Source organism: Roseibium aestuarii (assembly GCF_008477545.1).
GTDB classification, from domain to species: domain Bacteria; phylum Pseudomonadota; class Alphaproteobacteria; order Rhizobiales; family Stappiaceae; genus Roseibium; species Roseibium aestuarii.
This window is the reverse complement of the sequence record NZ_VORA01000006.1, coordinates 74,600-92,146: the sequence shown is the minus strand read 5'-3', so window position 1 is coordinate 92,146 and position 17,547 is coordinate 74,600. Positions and strand designations below refer to the sequence as shown.

12 protein-coding genes and 1 tRNA gene are annotated in these 17,547 nt (G+C 65.5%); 6 read left to right on the top strand and 7 right to left on the bottom strand.

Annotation, left to right across the window (positions count from 1 at the left end; genetic code table 11):
• The first annotated feature begins 8 nt into the window (after nucleotides 1-8).
• The 3 genes from yegS (at nucleotide 9) to FR728_RS17015 (ending at nucleotide 4,008) form a co-directional block, all read left to right on the top strand.
• Complete coding sequence (yegS, locus tag FR728_RS17025) at nucleotides 9-947, top strand: lipid kinase YegS (RefSeq protein WP_149893945.1); 939 nt, start codon at nucleotides 9-11, stop codon at nucleotides 945-947.
• A 156-nt stretch (nucleotides 948-1,103) separates the two neighbouring features.
• Nucleotides 1,104-2,864: a thiamine pyrophosphate-requiring protein gene (locus FR728_RS17020; protein WP_149893944.1), complete on the top strand. Its 1,761-nt coding sequence runs from the start codon at nucleotides 1,104-1,106 to the stop codon at nucleotides 2,862-2,864.
• A gap of 55 nt (nucleotides 2,865-2,919) precedes the next feature.
• Nucleotides 2,920-4,008 (top strand): glycosyltransferase family 61 protein, encoded by a 1,089-nt coding sequence (locus FR728_RS17015; protein WP_208998887.1) that lies wholly within the window; start codon nucleotides 2,920-2,922, stop codon nucleotides 4,006-4,008.
• 6 nt (nucleotides 4,009-4,014) lie between these two features.
• On the opposite strand, the gene FR728_RS17010 is transcribed toward FR728_RS17015, so the two are convergent.
• From FR728_RS17010 to FR728_RS16995, 4 genes are all read right to left on the bottom strand, one after another.
• Complete coding sequence (locus tag FR728_RS17010) at nucleotides 4,015-4,650, bottom strand: hypothetical protein (RefSeq protein ID WP_188318939.1); 636 nt, start codon at nucleotides 4,648-4,650, stop codon at nucleotides 4,015-4,017.
• Nucleotides 4,651-4,783: 133 nt separating this feature from the next.
• On the bottom strand, nucleotides 4,784-5,734 hold the full coding sequence (locus FR728_RS17005; RefSeq protein WP_149893942.1) for a glycosyltransferase family 2 protein: 951 nt from the start codon (nucleotides 5,732-5,734) through the stop codon (nucleotides 4,784-4,786).
• Nucleotides 5,735-5,775: 41 nt separating this feature from the next.
• The gene (locus FR728_RS17000; RefSeq protein WP_149893941.1) at nucleotides 5,776-6,861 is read right to left on the bottom strand and encodes a glycosyltransferase family 4 protein; all 1,086 of its coding nucleotides are present in this window, start codon (nucleotides 6,859-6,861) and stop codon (nucleotides 5,776-5,778) included.
• A gap of 116 nt (nucleotides 6,862-6,977) precedes the next feature.
• The gene (locus tag FR728_RS16995; RefSeq protein WP_149893940.1) at nucleotides 6,978-7,187 is read right to left on the bottom strand and encodes a hypothetical protein; all 210 of its coding nucleotides are present in this window, start codon (nucleotides 7,185-7,187) and stop codon (nucleotides 6,978-6,980) included.
• 363 nt (nucleotides 7,188-7,550) lie between these two features.
• Between FR728_RS16995 and FR728_RS16990 the strand changes: the two genes are divergently transcribed.
• Nucleotides 7,551-8,324: an SDR family NAD(P)-dependent oxidoreductase gene (locus FR728_RS16990; RefSeq protein WP_149893939.1), complete on the top strand. Its 774-nt coding sequence runs from the start codon at nucleotides 7,551-7,553 to the stop codon at nucleotides 8,322-8,324.
• A gap of 354 nt (nucleotides 8,325-8,678) precedes the next feature.
• On the opposite strand, the gene FR728_RS16985 is transcribed toward FR728_RS16990, so the two are convergent.
• Nucleotides 8,679-8,755 (bottom strand) — tRNA-Arg (locus FR728_RS16985).
• A 517-nt stretch (nucleotides 8,756-9,272) separates the two neighbouring features.
• On the opposite strand from FR728_RS16985, the gene FR728_RS16975 reads away from it, so the two are divergent.
• Entirely contained in the window at nucleotides 9,273-10,817 is a 1,545-nt protein-coding gene (locus tag FR728_RS16975; RefSeq protein ID WP_149893937.1) for a cryptochrome/photolyase family protein, read from the top strand.
• A gap of 594 nt (nucleotides 10,818-11,411) precedes the next feature.
• Nucleotides 11,412-13,565: a sensor domain-containing phosphodiesterase gene (locus FR728_RS16970; RefSeq protein WP_188318938.1), complete on the top strand. Its 2,154-nt coding sequence runs from the start codon at nucleotides 11,412-11,414 to the stop codon at nucleotides 13,563-13,565.
• A 184-nt stretch (nucleotides 13,566-13,749) separates the two neighbouring features.
• On the opposite strand, the gene gyrB is transcribed toward FR728_RS16970, so the two are convergent.
• Both gyrB and recF read right to left on the bottom strand, forming a co-directional pair.
• Entirely contained in the window at nucleotides 13,750-16,203 is a 2,454-nt protein-coding gene (gene gyrB / locus FR728_RS16965; protein ID WP_149893935.1) for a DNA topoisomerase (ATP-hydrolyzing) subunit B, read from the bottom strand.
• A gap of 135 nt (nucleotides 16,204-16,338) precedes the next feature.
• Nucleotides 16,339-17,514: a DNA replication/repair protein RecF gene (gene recF / locus FR728_RS16960; protein ID WP_149893934.1), complete on the bottom strand. Its 1,176-nt coding sequence runs from the start codon at nucleotides 17,512-17,514 to the stop codon at nucleotides 16,339-16,341.
• Nucleotides 17,515-17,547: the final 33 nt, after the last annotated feature.

Below are 17,547 nucleotides of genomic sequence, written 5' to 3'. Positions count from 1 at the left end.
GGTCGCTGATGGCGACGACGAACACGACGCATTCGAGCTTGAGGATCATCCTGCACGGCAAGGCCGCAGGCCGGGAGGACGTGCGCCGGGCCGTGGAACGGGTGCGCCGCAAGGGCCATCCGGTCGAGGTTCGCGTTACCTGGGAAGCCGGCGACGCGGTGCGTCTGGCCCGTGAAGCGGTGGCCGAGGTCGCCCGTGGCGAGGCGCGGATCGATGTCCTTGTGGCAGCCGGTGGCGATGGCACCCTGAACGAGGTGGCTGCGGCCCTCCATGCGGCCGCCCCCGACGGCATTCCCTTCGACGTGGCAGTCCTGCCGCTCGGCACGGCCAATGACTTCGCCCGCTCGATTGACCTCAACCCGGACGATATCGGCGAATGTCTCTGGCTCGCCGCGCGCGGTCAGGCGCGTCCCCTCGACATCGGTCAGGTGTCCTGGAACGACAACCGGCACCATTTCGTCAACGTGGCCACCGGCGGCTTCGGTGCCCGCGTGACGGCCGAAACCGACCCGCGCCTGAAGAAGCTCTTCGGCGGGCTTTCCTATCTCTTCGCCGGATTGCAGAGGATGGGGGAGCTGACGGCCTCTTCCGCCCGCATCACCGCCGACGGGTTCGAATGGGAGGGAAGTTTCATCGCGCTGGCGCTCGGCAACGGCCGCCAGGCGGGGGGCGGCGTCCAGCTTTGCCCCGAGGCACGCTTTGACGACGGCCTGCTCGATCTCGCTCTTCTGCCCGTACCGGAGAGCGGCGACGTAAGCGAACTCTTCGGCCATCTGGTCGAAGGCGGCACCGAGGGCTTGCGGTCGCGCATGATCACCCACCGGGCGGCGTCCTTCCGCCTGGAGGGCGAGGAAGAGATGCAGCTGAACCTCGATGGAGAGCCGGTGCGCGCGCCTCTCTTCCAGGTCGAGGTGCGCCCGGGGGCGCTGTCCTTCCGACGGCCCTGAGGGATCCTGGCGGCGTGCGGGCGCGCTGGCCGGCACGGCGCGTGCCGGCAAACGGCACGATTGCGTTCCACCTCTTCGAGGCTCTCCCGACCTCCTGTATTGGCTTGTCCAACGCCACACACTTCGCCCGCGATGGCGGGCACCGGGAGGACAAACATGCCGGGTCAGAACAGCACCAAGTCGTCGCCATCCCTGTCCGTTTCGGGCAGCAAACAGGCCGTTGCCACCATGACCGCGGGCGGCGCACTTCTGGCGCGGCTCAAGACCCTGGGCGTGGACTATATCTTCGCCAATTCCGGCACGGATTTTCCGCCGATCATCGAAGGTCTGGCGGAAGCCCGCGCCAAGCATGTGGATCTTCCACAGGCACTGATCATGCCCCATGAGCATGCGGCCATGGGCATGGCCCATGGCTACTACTTCGCCACCGGCAAGGCCCAGGCGGTGATGGCCCACACCAACGTCGGGCTGGCCAATTGCGCCATCGGTGCCATCAATGCGGCAACCGATCACGTGCCCGTCCTGCTCTTCTCCGGCCGTACCCCGGTGGTCGAGCGGGATCGCCTCGGCGCGCGCACCGTGCCCATCGGCTGGGGGCAGGAGATGCGCGATCAGGCGGCACTCGTGCGCGAGGCCTCCAAGTGGGACTATGAACTGCGCTTCCCCGAACAGGTGGCCGAAATGGCCGATCGGGCCTATGCCATCGCGACCTCGGCCCCGCGCGGTCCCGTCTACATGAGCCTGCCGCGCGAGGTGCTTTGCGAGCCCTGTCCGGTGTCCGAGCTGGACCCCGCGCCGACCATGGCCGCGGCACAGGTCGGCATTCACGCCGGCGCCATTGCCGAGGCAGCCCGGCTGATCGCCACCGCGGAAAAGCCGCTGATCATCGCGCAGCGCGGCACCGGCTCGACGGAAGCCTTCGCGGCCTTCTCGCAGCTGGTCGACGACTGGGGCATTCCGGTGTCCCAGTACTGGGCGGTCCAGCTCGCTCTGCCCACCCGCCATCCCATGAACCTCGGCGCGGATCTCGAGCCCTATCTGTCCGAAGCGGATGTGATCGTCGTCCTCGACTGCCTCGCCCCCTGGTCGCCGGACGTGCACAAGCTGAAGGACGGCGCCAAGGTCATCCAGATCGGCCAGAACCCCCTTCATTCCCGCTTCCCGATCCGCAATTTCCGCTCTGACCTGACCATCATGGCCGACACCGCCGATGCGGTGCTGGCGCTCGGCGAGGCGCTCGCCCCCCATGCTGCCGCAACCGCAGAAAAGCGGGCGTCCCGCCGGGCGTCTGTCGCGGCCCATACGATACGACTTCTCGCCAAGGTCGATGCCGCCGCAGAGGCCGGGGCCCGCGACCCGATGACCAAGGCCTATGTGGCCCGCTGCCTCTCCGATGCGATCGAAGGCAAGGCCGCCACGGTGCTCTCCGAGCTCGGCTGCCCCATGGCGCAGCTGGACCTGAAGGACCACGGCACCTGGTTCCAGGAGCCCCACTCCGGCGGGCTGGGCTGGTCCTTCCCCTGTGCGCTCGGCGTTCAGCTGGCGGATCGCGACAGGCTCGTTGTCGCCACCCTGGGCGATGGCTCCTACATGTTCGCCAACCCCACCGCCTGCCATCAGATCGCCGAAAGCCTTGGGCTTCCGGTCCTGCTGTTGGTGCTCAACAATTCCGAGTGGGGCGCGGTGCGCCAGTCGGTCACGGGCATCTATCCGCAGGGCTATGCGGCGCGCTCCAACGACATGCCGCTGGTCGATCTCTCACCGAGCCCGGACTTCACCAAGGTGGCCGAGGCGAGCCGTGCCTGGACCGCCAAGGTCAGCGATCCGGTCGAATTGCCTGCCGTTCTTGCCCGTGCCATTGCCCATATCGAGGAAAATCGCACACAGGCACTGGTGGAGATCACCATCGGCGGGTAGGTCTTGGGGCAGATGGGCGCGGTCTGACCGACCGGCCAAGACAAGGTCTGCCGAGATGAGCTATCCCCTGCGCGATCAGTATCACCGCGCCCGCAAGGCGCTGGGCCGTGGCCTCAACAGGCTCTGGCCCAGCGGAGATTTTGCAGCACTTGCCGTGCCGCTGATGCGGGCCACGCGGCCGAACGAAGATGATGCCGGTCCGGCCATCCTGCCCGATCAGGCAAGGCAGTATCTCGCGGACCGCAGGGGCAAGACCGAAGAAGAGGCTGTCTACCGCTTGTCGGTTCCCGTGACCGTGGATCCCAAGATGGGGATCCTCTTCCACCGGGGTCGGGTGCTGTGGGGATCGAGCGACCAACCGGAGCGCGAGCGCAATCCGCGATTCTTCTCCCATCTGCGCAAGCCGGGCAGGGTCCTGTCCGAGGCGGTGCTGCTGCACCATGTGCATGGTGACAACTACTTCCACTTCTTCCTTTATGTGCTGAGCAAGGCAGCCGTGGCCGAGTTCGCAGGCATTCCGGACACGATCCCCCTTCTCGTTCCAGAAGGCACGGCGCGGACCGGGTTCTTCAAGCGGGCGGTGGAGGCCGGCGTCTTCGGCAAGCGCCAGCTGATCGTGCAGGGCAAGCGCGAGGTGGTGCGGGTGGAGACGGCCCATGTGGTCCGGGTCTGGTTCAATGATCGGCGGTATCACGGCTGGATTGCCGAGCGACTGCGCCCGGAGGCGCCGTCGGGAAGCCGGCGCCTGTTCGTGCTGCGTGGGGCGAATGCCGCCAACGGCCGTCAGTTCCGCAATCAGGACAAGGTGAGCGCCCTGGCGCAGGCCTACGGTTTCGAGCTGGTGGATCCGGCGGGCCTCGATCTGGTTCAGCAGGCGGCACTCTTCTCGACAGCCGGAGTGCTGCTCGGCGCCCATGGCGCCGGGCTGACGAACCTGATCTTCCGTGCCGGCGCGCCCTGCCACATCATCGAACTCTTCAGCCCCACCATGGGCTCCCCGCAATACTACATGCTGGCCAGGGAACTGGGCTTCACCTACGAGAGCCAGATGACACTGGCCCCCGAGGGACGTGGCTTCACGGCGACAACCGAAGTCGACCTGGCAGAGCTGGAACGGGCGCTGAAGGCACTTCCCGCCGTCTGATCCGGCTCAGCGATAATTCTTCAGGTTCGGCGTCGGCACGCCGTGCAGGAAGCGGCCGCGATGACGGTATTCCAGCGGATGCAGCACGTCGGCGCAGATCGCCGACCAGGGCAGCGGATAGCGGGACGGGCCTTCTCCCGGGAGGGGATGTCCCGGGGCGTCGCGGGGATCACGCGCCGGGTGAAGGCGCAAGGCGTCCGAGACCAGATCGAGCCGGAAGTGGATCTGCCGCATCCATTCCGCGGTGAAGGCCGTGTGGTGACGGAAGATATAGGCGCCATTGCCAATCAGATATCTGCGGCAATGGCGCAGCCAGCGATGTCGCAGACCGTTGGCGCGTGCGCTCGTCGGTTGGTCCAGATAATAGGATTGGCCGTGCAACGGATGCCGGTGAAAATGAGAAATCCATTTGCCGCGCTGTTCCGGATAGCCGATCGCGAAGGCATTCAAGTTCGCGTCCAGCCTTTCAAATGCCGGCAGCCAGCTTTCTCGGGTTTCCTTCACATCGGAATAACCACCCCCGTGGTGATGCATGAAATAGGCGCGCAGATAATCCGACTTGTGCACGGCGCTCAGCAGGTCAAAGGCCGGATGCAATGGCGCATCAGGCACGATCCAGTTGCTCAGCGTCTCCGGGGTCACCAGATGAACGGAGCAACCGGCGTTGTGCAGTGTCGCGGCACATCTTTTCCGGTCATCGGACATGGGGTTGTCGCCGGTCCAGAAGGTGAAGAGCCGGCGCGGAACCGCTCCCGCCGCTCGCGCGGACCGGTTGTCAGCGTCCGTCGATGACATCGTAATATCCATTTTGCGCCGACCGCAGGCCGAGCCAGTTTCCTGTGCCGCGGGCGATCTTCAGCCGGCTGCGATGATAGAGCCGGCGGGTCTTCGGCAGACCCGTCCACATCAGCGCGCCGAACAACACGACACCGATTGACCCGGCGAGGATTCGGCGAAGACCCTTGATCGAGAATTTCAGGAAGCTGCGACCATAGCCCTTCCGCAGGATGCCGACCTGCACATGGGCCGCCGCACTGGATCTGGCCCAGGCGTAGATCCGCTGGGGCTGGACCCGGCTGGCTGGAACGTCTTCCTCGACCACGGCGGATGGTGTCCAGATGATCTTGTAACCCAGCCCATGGGCGCGCTCGAAGAAATCCAGATCCTCGTAGCCATAGAGAAAGACTTCGTTGAAACGCAGGGATGTCGGCTCCTCGAGGAGGCTTGCATCAAAGACGACATTTCCGGTGTTGGAGCGGGTCAGAACCGTTCCTTCCGGCTGGGTTTCGGGAACATAGCCCGGCCACCACTCGGGCGGTTGCTGCTCATAGTGGGGCACGACCGGACCACGGCTGATCCTGCCGCCGTGCCGCGCCAGAGAGGCAAGATGCCGCGCGATCCAGTCCGGATGAGCTTCCTCGTCGTCGTCGATCAGCGCGATCCAGTCATACCCGCGCCCGGTCGCCTCGGTGAGCGTGCGGTTGCGCGCAAAGGGAATGCCGCGCCGGGGCTCCTGCGCGTAATGAACAGTGACCGGTGCGGATGCCGCGAAGGCTTTCACCGCCTCGCGCGAATGAGGCACCTTGTCATTTTCCACCACATGCACCTCGAGCGAGACGTGATCGGGAACCTGCTGCGCGGCAAGCGAGGCCAGACAGCGCAGGAGCATCTGCGGTCGGCCTGCCGTGCAAACAAGAATGCCGATCTTGAGGGGGCGGTCGTTCATGTGGGTCTGCTCATCATGGAGTGGGACAGTCGATCTTCTGTCTAGCCGACGCGGGCGGCGCTGGCCAGAAGCGCGTCATAGCGCGCCGCAACGGCGGCAATGCCGAGGGTGGCCTCTGCGTGGGTTCGAGCGTGCTGGCCCAGTTCCTGCCTGTGAGGGTCATTCTCGATCAGGCCGAGCAAGGCGTGTCGCAACCGGTCCTTGAAGTCAGGGGCGCTCGGGTTGTCCAGAAGCAGCGCGGCATCTCCAGCCGCCTCGAGGGTCCCGCCCTGGGCCGTGGCAATGGTGGCGCAGCCACAGGCCATGGCCTCCACGACGGCTCTGGGAAAACCCTCCCGCACGATGGACGGGAGTGCGGCGATTGACGCGCGCGCAAGCGTGTCCCGCACCTCGGTCGAGGGCAGATTGCGGCGGATGCGGATGCCGCTCTTGCGCGCGGCGAGGGCCTCCAGCCTGTCCGCAAAGGCCTCTTCCGCCTCCGTCTGGACGCCGAGAACCAGCTCAAGCCCCCAGCCACTTGCCGCAGGGTGTTTCGAGAGGTCGGTGAAGGCATTGATCAGCGGGAGCAATCCCTTGTCCTCGCGGGCACGGCCCACATAGGCAATGGTCCGGTCCTTCTCGGAGGGGGCCCACACCTGCATGTCGACGCCATTCACAATCACAGTGGTCCGGCCTGCGAGACCAGGGAACTGGGTGAGGAACCGGTCTTCGATGAAGTCGGAGACAAAGACGATGAGAGACAGGCGCCGGAACAGGCGGCTCTTCAGCCAGCGTGAAAGGCCGGAGCGCTTTTCCTTCAGGAGCCCGTGCCGATGCAGGATGACCGGTGTTCCCGCCAGTTGCCTTGCAAGCGCTGCCGCCGTCTCCGGATGCTGGTGCACCACGATCACGTCCGGCTGAAGGTGCCGCAGGGCCCTTGCATAGCCGCGGGTCAGGTCTTTCTGGCTCGTGCCGTCAACGGCCTGGAAGGCGACGCCGGGAAAGGGGATCGCAACCGCTTCGCCGAGCACCGTGGTGCTGTCGCGGAACCGGCTGTGGCTCAGCAGGTCGCGGGTAACCAGGTCGATGGACGTGGCACCCTCTGGGCCGAAATGCATGCCGCGCGGCAGGACAATGGCGATCTTCATGGGAGCTCCAGAGTTCCGGCAGCCCACTGTCGGGCAGTCCCGTGTCTGACGGGTTCTAGCCCGAGGTCCACGCGCCGTCCACCTTGGCCGGGCAGCTGGCGGGCCCAACGAAGACCTTACCTCTGGATTTCGCGCTCCTCCTCCTCGTCCCCGTCGGGGATGGCTAGGGAAACGGTACCGCCGACCACCTTTGCGCTGGTCGAGACGGTCGTTCCGACGACGCTGGCCGTCGTTCCCACCACCGCGCCTCCCACGGCCATGACGGCGCAACCGGACAGGGGGAGAGCGGCACCAAGCAGGCAGGCGGCAACACAGAAGCGGAGCATGAGGACTTTCTCGACTGGGAGGCAGGTTCCGCGACTTAACCCCAAAAACCTTTGCAAAGAATGACGAGGGGTCTTCCGTCCTGCCCCCGGCACCGGCCTGACCGGCAAGCCTTGGCCGCCGTTCGGGCAAGGGCGCGGCGACGCTCCACAGATGACCTTTGGGCAGGTCGGCCCGGTGTGTCCGGGTGAGACGGCGCGCAGGGGTGAAGCCCATGTTGCTTCTGGACAAAGCCGGCTTTCGCGACAAGGCTTGGCGCAGACCTTCGGGCGCAGTGCCGTCCGCAAGGCGCCTGATCCCTGATCAGGGCAGGAGAATGATTGGCAGCCCGCCAAATGGGGCTGCTCTTGGGAGGAATTTTCGGAATGAAGCTGGAAGGTGCATGCGCCCTGGTAACGGGCGCCGGATCGGGACTTGGCGAGGCAACGGCGCGGCTTCTGGCTGCTCAGGGCGCCAGGGTCGGTGTCCTCGACGTGAATGCGGAAGCTGCGGCCCGGATCGCAGGCGAGATCGGGGGCGTGGCGCTTGTCGCCGATGTGGCCGATGAGGACCAGGTCACCCGGGCAATGGACACGCTCGAGGCCGAAGGCGGCCCCCTGCGGGTGCTGGTGAACTGCGCCGGCGTGGGCACGCCGGGCCGCATCGTGGGCAAGGACGGTCCCCTCGCGCTGGCGACCTTCGAGCGGGTGCTGCGGGTCAATCTTGTCGGCACGTTCAACATGATGCGCCTTGCCGTGGCGCGCATGCAGAACCACGAGCCCGTGGCCGAGACCGGGGCAGACCAGTCCCGCGGCGTCATCGTCAACACGGCGTCCGTGGCGGCCTTCGACGGGCAGGTCGGGCAGGCAGCCTATTCCGCCTCAAAGGGCGGCGTGGCAGCCATGACCCTGCCGGCAGCGCGCGAATTGTCCCGCTTTGGTATCCGCGTCAACACCATCGCCCCGGGCATCTTCCTGACCCCGCTTCTCGCCATCCTGCCGGAGGAAAGCCGCCAGTCCCTGTCGGCCAGCATTCCCTATCCGGCGCGTCTGGGCGATCCGGCCGAATTCGCCGATCTGGTCCGCTTCATGGTGGAGAACCAGTACCTGAACGGCGAGGTCATCCGCCTTGACGGCGCCGTCCGCATGGCCCCGCGCTGAGATCCGATCAGATTTCGGGAAAGATGGATGCCGGGCCGCACCGCCCGGCATCTGCCGTCCGGTCAGAGGAACAGTCTTTGACTCATCGGCTCATCTTGACCGGGAGGAGGGTGCGCTGGCCTTGAAAGCTCGCGACTGAACGCATGCGTCCGAAGGACAGGCTGATGCCCGGGTTGCCAGCCTCTGATCATGCAAATATCTATCGGCTTTCGTGAAGCGAGAAGGACACTGAGGAAAAGACGGGAGGCCTGGTCGGCCTAGAAGGAATGGGCAGGCGTTTTGTGCTCCGACATGTGCTACGGCCGCTTTTTCATTCGAGCAAGCTGTTGTAAAACAATGGCTTGGAGCTTTTATTGGCGCACCCGACAGGATTCGAACCTGTGACCTCTGCCTTCGGAGGGCAGCACTCTATCCAGCTGAGCTACGGGTGCTTGGGCCGTGCATCCGGAAGGAACCGGGCGGACAGGTGCCCCTGATAGCGCAAGACGGTCGGGCCTTCAATTGCTTTCTTGCCCTTTTGGACAGGTTCCGCCACGCAGCCCTGAGCCCTGAGCCCTGAGCCCTGAGCCCTGAGCCCTGAGCCCTGAGCCCTGAGCCCTGAGCCCTGAGCCCTGAGCCCTGAGCCCAAGCCCTGAGCCTTTAGGCGAGGGGAGTGATCCGGTAGCGGGGCGGAGAGGGGGCAATCGCGATGCCGTCGGCAGCGGGGGGGCAGATCCGCGGCGTCGTTCCCGGCGTAACATCGCTGAAGATCACTCCGGCCCTGCAGGCGGTACCTGTCCTCTATGCCGATGCGAACACCCCGAGCGCCTCGGCGCGCGGGCGCCACATGACAAGAGGACCGCCCGTCAAAAGATCCGCCGCCATGCTCGACCGGTGCCGGTGATCGGCCCGCATTCTCTCGCTGTCGTCTGTTCGGCGCGCCATCTGCTTGGAGGTTTCCGTCTGCCCATGCCCGTTCGCCGTCTCCTCCCCGTCCTTGCCGATCAGCTGACCCGGCAATTGCCCAGCCTGCGCGGGGGCCGCAAGGACAGCGACCGCATTCTGATGATGGAGGTGAGCGAGGAGACCACCTATGTGCCGCATCACCGCAAGAAGATCGCCTTCCTCCTGTCGGCCATGCGCCATTTCGCGGCGGAGCTGCGCGCCGATGGCTGGCAGGTCGACTATGTGACCCTTGATGATCCGCAGAACACGGGAAGCTTTTCCGGAGAGGTGAAGCGGGCCTGCGACCGGCTGGAACCCGAGGAGGTCCATGTGACCTTTCCCGGAGAGTGGCGCGTGCTGCAGGCCATGCGCGCCTGGGAGGTTGAGGCCGGCTGTCCGGTGGTGATCATCGAGGACGACCGGTTTCTCTGTTCGCGGGCGGAGTTCGCCGACTGGGCGGAAGGGCGCAAGCAGTTGCGCATGGAATATTTCTACCGCGACATGCGCCGCCGCACGGGCCTGCTCATGGAGGGGGACGAGCCCGCTGGCGGGCGCTGGAACTTCGATGCGGAAAACCGCAAGGCGGCTGATCCGGACCTGTTCATGCCCCGTCCGTCCCGGTTCGAGCCGGACGCCGTGACCCGCGACGTGCTCGACATGGTCGCCGACCGCTTCCCCGGTGGCTTCGGCGATCTGGAGCCCTTCTGGTTCGCCGTGACGCGAGATCAGGCGGAAACGGCCTTCGAGGCCTTTCTCGACAAGGCGCTCCCCTCCTTCGGGGATTATCAGGACGCCATGCTGCAGGGCCAGCCCTTCCTCTATCACGCGGTCGTCTCGCCCTATCTCAATGCGGGTCTGCTGGATCCGCTCGAAATGTGCCGCAAGGCCGAGGCGGCCTATCGCTCCGGCCACGCACCGCTCAATGCGGTGGAGGGCTTCATTCGGCAGATCATTGGCTGGCGGGAATATGTGCGCGGCATCTACTGGCTGAAGATGCCGGAATATCGGGAGCGCAATGCCCTTGGCGCGAACAGGAACCTTCCCGACTTCTACTGGAGCGGGGAGACGGACATGGCCTGTGTTGCGGCGGCCGTGAGGCAGACCCGCCGGGAGGCCTACGCCCACCATATCCAGCGCCTGATGGTGACGGGCAACTTCGCGCTTCTGGCGGGCGTGGATCCGCACCAGGTGCATGAGTGGTATCTCGCGGTCTATGCGGATGCCTTCGAATGGGTGGAGCTGCCCAACACCCTGGGCATGAGCCAGTTTGCCGATGGCGGGTTGCTCGGATCCAAGCCCTATGCGGCTGGCGGCAACTACATCCATCGCCAGTCGGACTATTGCACTGGCTGCGCCTACTCGGTGAAGCGAAAGACAGGCGAGGGAGCCTGCCCGTTTACGCCGCTCTACTGGCATTTCCTAGACCGCCACCGGGAGCGGCTGAAGGGCAACATGCGCCTTTCCCAGATCTATCGCACCTGGGACCGGATGGACGCCGCCACCCGCGAGGCCTATCTCGAGACCGCGCAGGCCTATCTCGACCGCATCGATGCGGGCAGGCGGGTTTGACGGTGAAGACCTGACCAAGAAAAAAGCGCGGGTCGCAACCCGCGCTTGAAGTCAAAGTGCACGTGGCCCCATCGACCACCTGCAAAGAATACATCCGGTTGAAACACATGTCATTACATGCACCCATTTTATTTTTTGATTTTAGGGTGATGCTTCGATCAATTTCGGGTTGTCGGGCGGCCTGACCGGTTGCGGTGCCTGATTCGCTCTACGGAAGGTAGGGTGAGGCCTCCTGCGGGTGATTTTCCGGGATCTGGCGGGTGCGCGCACCGTGCCGTGCGAATTGGCGTCTCCTGTGCGCGGAAGGGTGCGCCTTCCTCAAGGTCATGATGTGTCTGCTTTATTTAAAATTTGAAGCAATTTTGTTAACTTGTTGTTAACCAGAGTAAATCATTGGGCTGTGGGAACAGCAGCGGCAGCAGAGAAAACGCGCCGGAATGTGCTAGTACTCGTATTTATACACATGGTGCCTGCCCTGTAATTTGTATTCGGCACTGTTCGTCACAAGTAATAGTTGGAAGGGATGGTCTGATGAGAGTCAGACGGCAATATGCTTTGGGGCGGACAGGTCAACGTCCTCGCCCCGACGCAGAGTTGTTGCAAGTCGTCTATGCGTCCCTTCTGGAAGGGTTCGCGGAAGCTGCCGCCATTGTCAGCCGTTCCGGCGACGTGGTGGCCACGAACCGCGCCTTTCTCGAGGTCTTTTCCCGTCCGCCCGAGACGGGGCAGGTGCTGGCGCTTTCCGACCTGTTCCATCCGGCCTCCGAGCAGCTGCTGGCAGGCCCCTTGGGCGATGTCGCGGCTGGCGCCTCCCGGAGCCTCGATGGCCTGCTCACCACCCGCGATGGCCATGTGGTGGCCCTTGGCGCCGACATGCGCCCGGTGCCGGCCGTTCCCGCCGACACCCGCCTCATCCTTCTCCAGCTTCGTGCAGGCCTCTGGTCCGGCCAGGTGGTGGCGCAGACTGCCGCCGAGGATGCGACCCCTGATGTACACCATCGCAAGGACGTGATGTCTCCGGCAGGTCAGCCGCCGGCCGGGGTCTTCCCGGATCGCATGATGTCCTTCCCGGCTGACGAGCCGGCGTCGGTGAGCGCCCGGCGCCTTGCCGAGGAAACCGGCGCGGAAGTGGCGTCCGAAACCCTGGCAGAGGCCTTGGCCCTGACCCGGAAGGGCAGCGGCCAGACGCTCTATCTGCGCACCCATCCGGTGCTTTCCGTTGCCCGCGACGGTCTGCGCTTTGGGGCCCTGCCGGAAGAGCAGGGCGTCGAGGTCCGCTTCTTCTGTGCTGCCAAGGCCGAAGGCCCTGCGTCGTCCGCCACCGTTTGGGCCGCCATTCGGTCCGATGTGGCCGATCCGGTGGAAGTGGCCGAGATCCGGCGTCTCGCCTATCAGGACATCGTCACGGGTCTCGCCAACCGGCGGGCCTTCCAGCGGGATCTCGAAAGGGAAATGACGGCACGGACCGGAACCAGCCAGGGAGGGGTGATCGCGGTGCTCTGTGTGGATCTGGACGAGTTCAAGAAGATCAATGACCTGGCGGGCCACGCCTGCGGCGACGAGATGCTGCGTCTGGTGGCCGGATGCCTGACCCGCCGCATGGGCGAACGCGGAACCGCAGCCCGCACCGGCGGCGATGAATTTGCGGCAACCGTCTTCGTGTCCGGCGAGGAGGAGGCCCTGGAGCTGAGCCGCCGCCTGCGGGACGATCTGGCCGCCCTGACCCTGCCCCGCAACGGGCGCATCTTCTCCATCACCGGGTCCATCGGTGTCAGCCTCTTCGATCCGGCGCAGGCTTCTGGCGAGGAACTTGCAGCCGATCTGATCCATCATGCCGATACCCTGTGCCTGAAGGGCAAGCGTCAGGGCGGCGGCACATGCCTGGTGGAATGGCATCAGCCCGATCTCGATCCGGATCCCGACCGGGTGTCGCTGCAGACGGCCGCCCTGGCGGAACGTCTTGCGCCGGCCTGGGGCGCGGCCGATGGCAGCCAGACCGGATCGGTTCAGGATGGCGAGGATCTCGGGGATCTGAAACTCGAAGAGCTCGAGCTTCATGCCATGCCTCTGGTTCGGCTGACGGATCTGAAGCCGCTGGGGCAGGAGGTCCTTCTGCGCCACCGGGAGGGCGACGATCGCCTCACCCCCAGCCAGCTCATCGCTCTGGCCGACCGGCGCGGATGGCTGGCCCAGGTGGACACCTGGATCATGGATCAGGTCATCGATCTGGCCCTTGCCCATGCGGACCGCAGCCTCATCGGGCTCAACGTGTCGGCGGCGGCTGCCACCGGGTCCGGCCTGCGCGAGCTGCTGCGCGCCCGTCTTCAGGGCAATCCGCTGCTGGCCGGCCGTCTCAGCGTGGAAATTTCCGAACGGGATCTGCTGCGCGAACCGGAAGGGATAGGCAGCTTCCTGACCATTTGCGCCGATCTCGGCATTCATACGGTGCTCGACGATTTCACCGGAAACTGGGTGGCCATGGACCGGCTTGTGGCCCTGCGGTTCTCCGCGGTGAAGGTCAATCCGGTCATGACCCGTCCGGCTGTCCATGATGCCCGCAAGCTGTCCCTGCTGCGCTGTCTGGTGACCTCGCTCAAGGATCTCGGCATTCGCGGCATCGCCAAGCACCTGCAGAGCGCGGACGAGCTGGAGGCCATGCGTCAGGCCGGCTTCTGGGGCGGACAGGGCTTCCATATCGGTGCCGCCCGGCCCTGGTCCGGCGGCCCCGTGGGTCAGCTCCATGGCTGACAGCCCAGGCCCCTCCCCACCATAGGGAACGGCATGGATTCCCGGCACAAGGCCGGGAATGACGGACGGTTAGGCCTTCAGACAAACCCTCGCCTTTGTCGTCCCAGCCTTGTGCCGAAACCAAGGGTTCAGATACGACAAGGCCGCCCCTTGGGCGGCCTTTCGTGCTTGGTGCTGGCCCGGATCAGATGTCCAGGTTGGCGACCGACAGGGCGTTGTCCTGGATGAACTCGCGGCGCGGGTCCACTTCGTCGCCCATGAGCTTTGTGAAGATGTCGTCCGCGTCGTCGGCTTCGCGGATCTTCACCTGCAGCAGGGAGCGGACATTCGGGTCCAGCGTGGTTTCCCAGAGCTGTTCCGGGTTCATTTCGCCCAGACCTTTATAGCGCTGCAGCGAGATGCCCTTCTGGCCGAAGGAGAAGACCTGGGACAGGAGCGAGCGCGGGCCACGGATTTCCGTGTTGGTGTCCTTGCGGCGCAGAACGGCAGCCTTGCCGTAGATTTCCTGCAGATGCTTGGCCTGGTTGTCGAGGCGGCGGGCATCGGAGGAGCCGAGCAGCGCCGGGTCGATGATGGCCACTTCCTCCACGCCGCGCACGGTGCGCTTGAACACCAGGCTGCCGTCTTCCCGGGCTTCCCCGGTCCAGCCCTTCTCGAATTCATCCGCCAGGATGTCGAGACGGCGGGCGATATAGGCCGCGGCTTCCTTCGCCTTGTCGGCGTCGTGAAGAACCTCTTCGTTCAGCGCGCCGGCGATGGCGGCCTGCTCGACCACATCCCGGTTGTAGCGGGTGTGCAGTCCGTCGAAGATGCCGGAAATCGTCCGGGCCTGCTCCACCACCTGGCGCAGGTCCTCGCTCATGCGGACTTCGCCGCTGGCAAGGGTCAGGGAGGTGTCTTCAAGGCCTGTCGAGATCAGGTAGTTCTCAAGGGCGTTCTGGTCCTTGAGATACTGCTCGGACTGGCCGCGCTTCACCTTGTAGAGCGGCGGCTGGGCAATATAGATGTAGCCGTTCTCGATCAGCTGCGGCATCTGACGGAAGAAGAAGGTCAGAAGCAGGGTGCGGATGTGGGCGCCGTCCACGTCAGCATCGGTCATGATGATGATCTTGTGGTAGCGCAGCTTCTCGATGTTGAACTCTTCCTTGCCGATCCCGGTGCCGAGCGCCGTGATCAGGGTGCCGATTTCGTTCGACGACAGCATCTTGTCGAAGCGGGCGCGTTCCACGTTGAGGATCTTGCCGCGCAGCGGCAGAACGGCCTGGTTCTCGCGGTGACGGCCCTGCTTGGCGGAGCCGCCTGCGGAGTCACCCTCGACGAGGAACAGTTCGGCCTTGGAAGCATCGCGCTCCTGGCAGTCGGCCAGCTTGCCGGGCAGGGAGGCGATGTCCAGCGCGCCCTTGCGGCGCGTCAGCTCGCGCGCCTTGCGGGCGGCTTCACGGGCACTGGCGGCTTCCACCACCTTGGAGACGATGGACCGCGCCGGTGCCGGGTTTTCTTCCAGCCATTCGGCCAGGGCGGTTGCAACCAGGTTCTCGACCACCGGGCGCACTTCGGAGGAGACCAGCTTGTCCTTCGTCTGGGACGAGAACTTCGGGTCCGGCACCTTGACGGAAAGAACGCAGGTCAGGCCCTCGCGGCAGTCGTCGCCGGTCGGCGAGACCTTTTCCTTCTTCAGCAGGCCGGACGTGTCCGCATAGCCGGTGATCTGGCGGGTCAGGGCGGCGCGGAAGCCGGCCAGATGGGTGCCGCCGTCACGCTGCGGAATGTTGTTGGTGAAGCACAGAACCTGCTCGTGGTAGCTGTCGTTCCACCACATGGCCACTTCGACGGTGATCCCGTCGCGTTCCGCCTGAACCGTGATCGGCTGTTCGATCAGCGGGTGCTTGGCCCGGTCGAGATAGCGCACGAAGGCTTCCAGCCCGCCCTCGTAGAACAGCTCCTCGACCCGCTCGTCGGCGCCGCGCTTGTCCGACAGGCGGATGCGCACGCCGGAGTTCAGGAAGGCCAGTTCCCGCAGCCGGTGCTCCAGGGTGGCGAAATCGAATTCGGTCTTGGTGAAGGTCTCGGGCGAGGGCAGGAAGGTGACTTCCGTGCCCTTCTTGCCGTTGGACGGCCCGACCACTTCGAGCGGCGCCACGGCATCGCCATGGCTGAAGCGCATGAAGTGTTCCTTGTCGTTGCGCCAGATCCGCAGATCGAGCCGCACCGACAGGGCGTTCACCACCGAGACACCCACCCCGTGCAGACCGCCGGACACCTTGTAGGAGTTCTGGTCGAACTTACCGCCCGCATGAAGCTGGGTCATGATGACCTCGGCTGCGGACACCCCTTCCTCCGGATGGAGGTCGGTGGGAATGCCGCGCCCGTTGTCGGTCACCGTCACGGAGCCATCCGCGTTGAGCGTCACGGTCACCCGGTCCGCATGTCCTGCAAGGGCTTCGTCGATCGCGTTGTCGACCACCTCGTAGACCATGTGGTGCAGGCCGGAACCATCGTCCGTGTCACCGATGTACATCCCCGGGCGCTTGCGGACAGCGTCCAGCCCCTTCAGGACCTTGATGGAATCCGCGCCGTATTCGGACGACGGGGCAGCATCGGCGGAGGGGGTTTGTTCGGGCGTGGAGGTGTCGCTCATGCGAATCAGTCACTCATGGCTCTTGTGAAGTAAACACCCGTTATAAGGGGTTGGACCAAGGGTTCAACCACGCAAAAGTGGCGGGGGTATGAGCGCCCGGAAAATGGTGGAAAACCCCGCGTTTGAGCGGTGTTTTCAGGGTGTGTCGCCGGTCTCTCGGGCGCCTGGCAGAGACAGCGCCCGGGCCCCTTGCGCGGTGATGGCGAAGATCTCGCTTTCGACGGGCAGCGCCTCGAAGAGCGCCGCATCGGTTCCGGTCATGAACACCTGTCCGCCCAGGCGCAGCAGCCGGTCGAAGAGCGCCTTGCGCCGGCCGGGATCGAGATGGGCCGCGACCTCGTCGAGGAGCAGGACGGGCGCCCGCCCGGTGACACGCGCCGTCAGGTCCGCATGGGCCAGAACCAGCCCGATCAGCAGGGCCTTCTGCTCGCCGGTGGAGCTTTGGGCCGCAGGCATGCCCTTGGCCCGGTGCAGCACGGTCAGGTCGCTCAGATGCGGTCCGAAGAGGGTCCGCCCGGCGGCGCGATCGCGGGCGCGGCCCTCGGCGAGCGCCTGCATGTAAAGCGCTTCCGCATCGCTTGCAGGGAGACCCGCGAACCGGCTCTCGAACTCGCCCTCGAGCCCCAGCACCGCCTGCGGGAAGGATGCGGGCGCGGGCGCGTCGGGGGCGGCTGCTTCCGGCTCCGGTTCCTGATCGTCGAGCGTGGCGCTGAGCAGGCGCACGGTTTCGGCCCGGGCCAGCGACACGGCCATGCCCAGCTCCGCCACCTGCCGCTCGAGCGCGGTCAGCACCTGTGCCGACGCGCCTTGCTCCAGCCCCCGGTTGCGCTGGCGCAGCGCCTTTTCGAAGTCGGTGACCATGCGCCCGTGGGCGGGATTGAGGGAGAGCGTCAGCCGGTCGAGAAACCGCCGGCGGTCACCGGCAGGGCCGATGAAGAGCCCGTCCATGGCGGGCACCAGCCAGAGCACCCGCATGTAGTCGAGCAGCGCTTCCGAGGTCCGCGCCTCTTCTCCGTCGATGCGCACCCGCCGACCGGCCTCCTGCGGGCCGAGGCCCGTGCCGATCCGGTGCTCGTAGCCGTCTTGTTCCAGCCGGGCGGCAAGGCTCCAGCCGCCGGGCCCATCGACGCGCGACAGGGTACCGAGCGCGGCCCGGCGCAGGCCACGGCCGGCGGTCAGCAGGGAGATGGCTTCAAGGATATTGGTCTTTCCGATCCCGTTGTTGCCGACAAAGGCAACCAGCGGCCGGGAAAAGACGAGGTCCAGGCCGCGATAGTTTCGGAAATCGGTGAGGGTCAGGCGGGTCAGCATGCCCCTGCTCCGGTCTTGCGGCAGGATGAGGCC

Excerpts from the sequence above, each read along its gene's own strand:
- yegS (WP_149893945.1), top strand. The coding sequence starts at position 9 with ATGGCGACGACGAACACGACGCATTCGAGCTTGAGGATCATCCTGCAC.
- FR728_RS17020 (WP_149893944.1), top strand. The coding sequence starts at position 1,104 with ATGCCGGGTCAGAACAGCACCAAGTCGTCGCCATCCCTGTCCGTTTCG.
- FR728_RS17015 (WP_208998887.1), top strand. The coding sequence starts at position 2,920 with ATGAGCTATCCCCTGCGCGATCAGTATCACCGCGCCCGCAAGGCGCTG.
- FR728_RS17005 (WP_149893942.1), bottom strand. The coding sequence starts at position 5,734 with ATGAACGACCGCCCCCTCAAGATCGGCATTCTTGTTTGCACGGCAGGC.
- FR728_RS17000 (WP_149893941.1), bottom strand. The coding sequence starts at position 6,861 with ATGAAGATCGCCATTGTCCTGCCGCGCGGCATGCATTTCGGCCCAGAG.
- FR728_RS16995 (WP_149893940.1), bottom strand. The coding sequence starts at position 7,187 with ATGCTCCGCTTCTGTGTTGCCGCCTGCCTGCTTGGTGCCGCTCTCCCC.
- FR728_RS16990 (WP_149893939.1), top strand. The coding sequence starts at position 7,551 with ATGAAGCTGGAAGGTGCATGCGCCCTGGTAACGGGCGCCGGATCGGGA.
- FR728_RS16975 (WP_149893937.1), top strand. The coding sequence starts at position 9,273 with ATGCCCGTTCGCCGTCTCCTCCCCGTCCTTGCCGATCAGCTGACCCGG.
- gyrB (WP_149893935.1), bottom strand. The coding sequence starts at position 16,203 with ATGAGCGACACCTCCACGCCCGAACAAACCCCCTCCGCCGATGCTGCC.
- recF (WP_149893934.1), bottom strand. The coding sequence starts at position 17,514 with ATGCTGACCCGCCTGACCCTCACCGATTTCCGAAACTATCGCGGCCTG.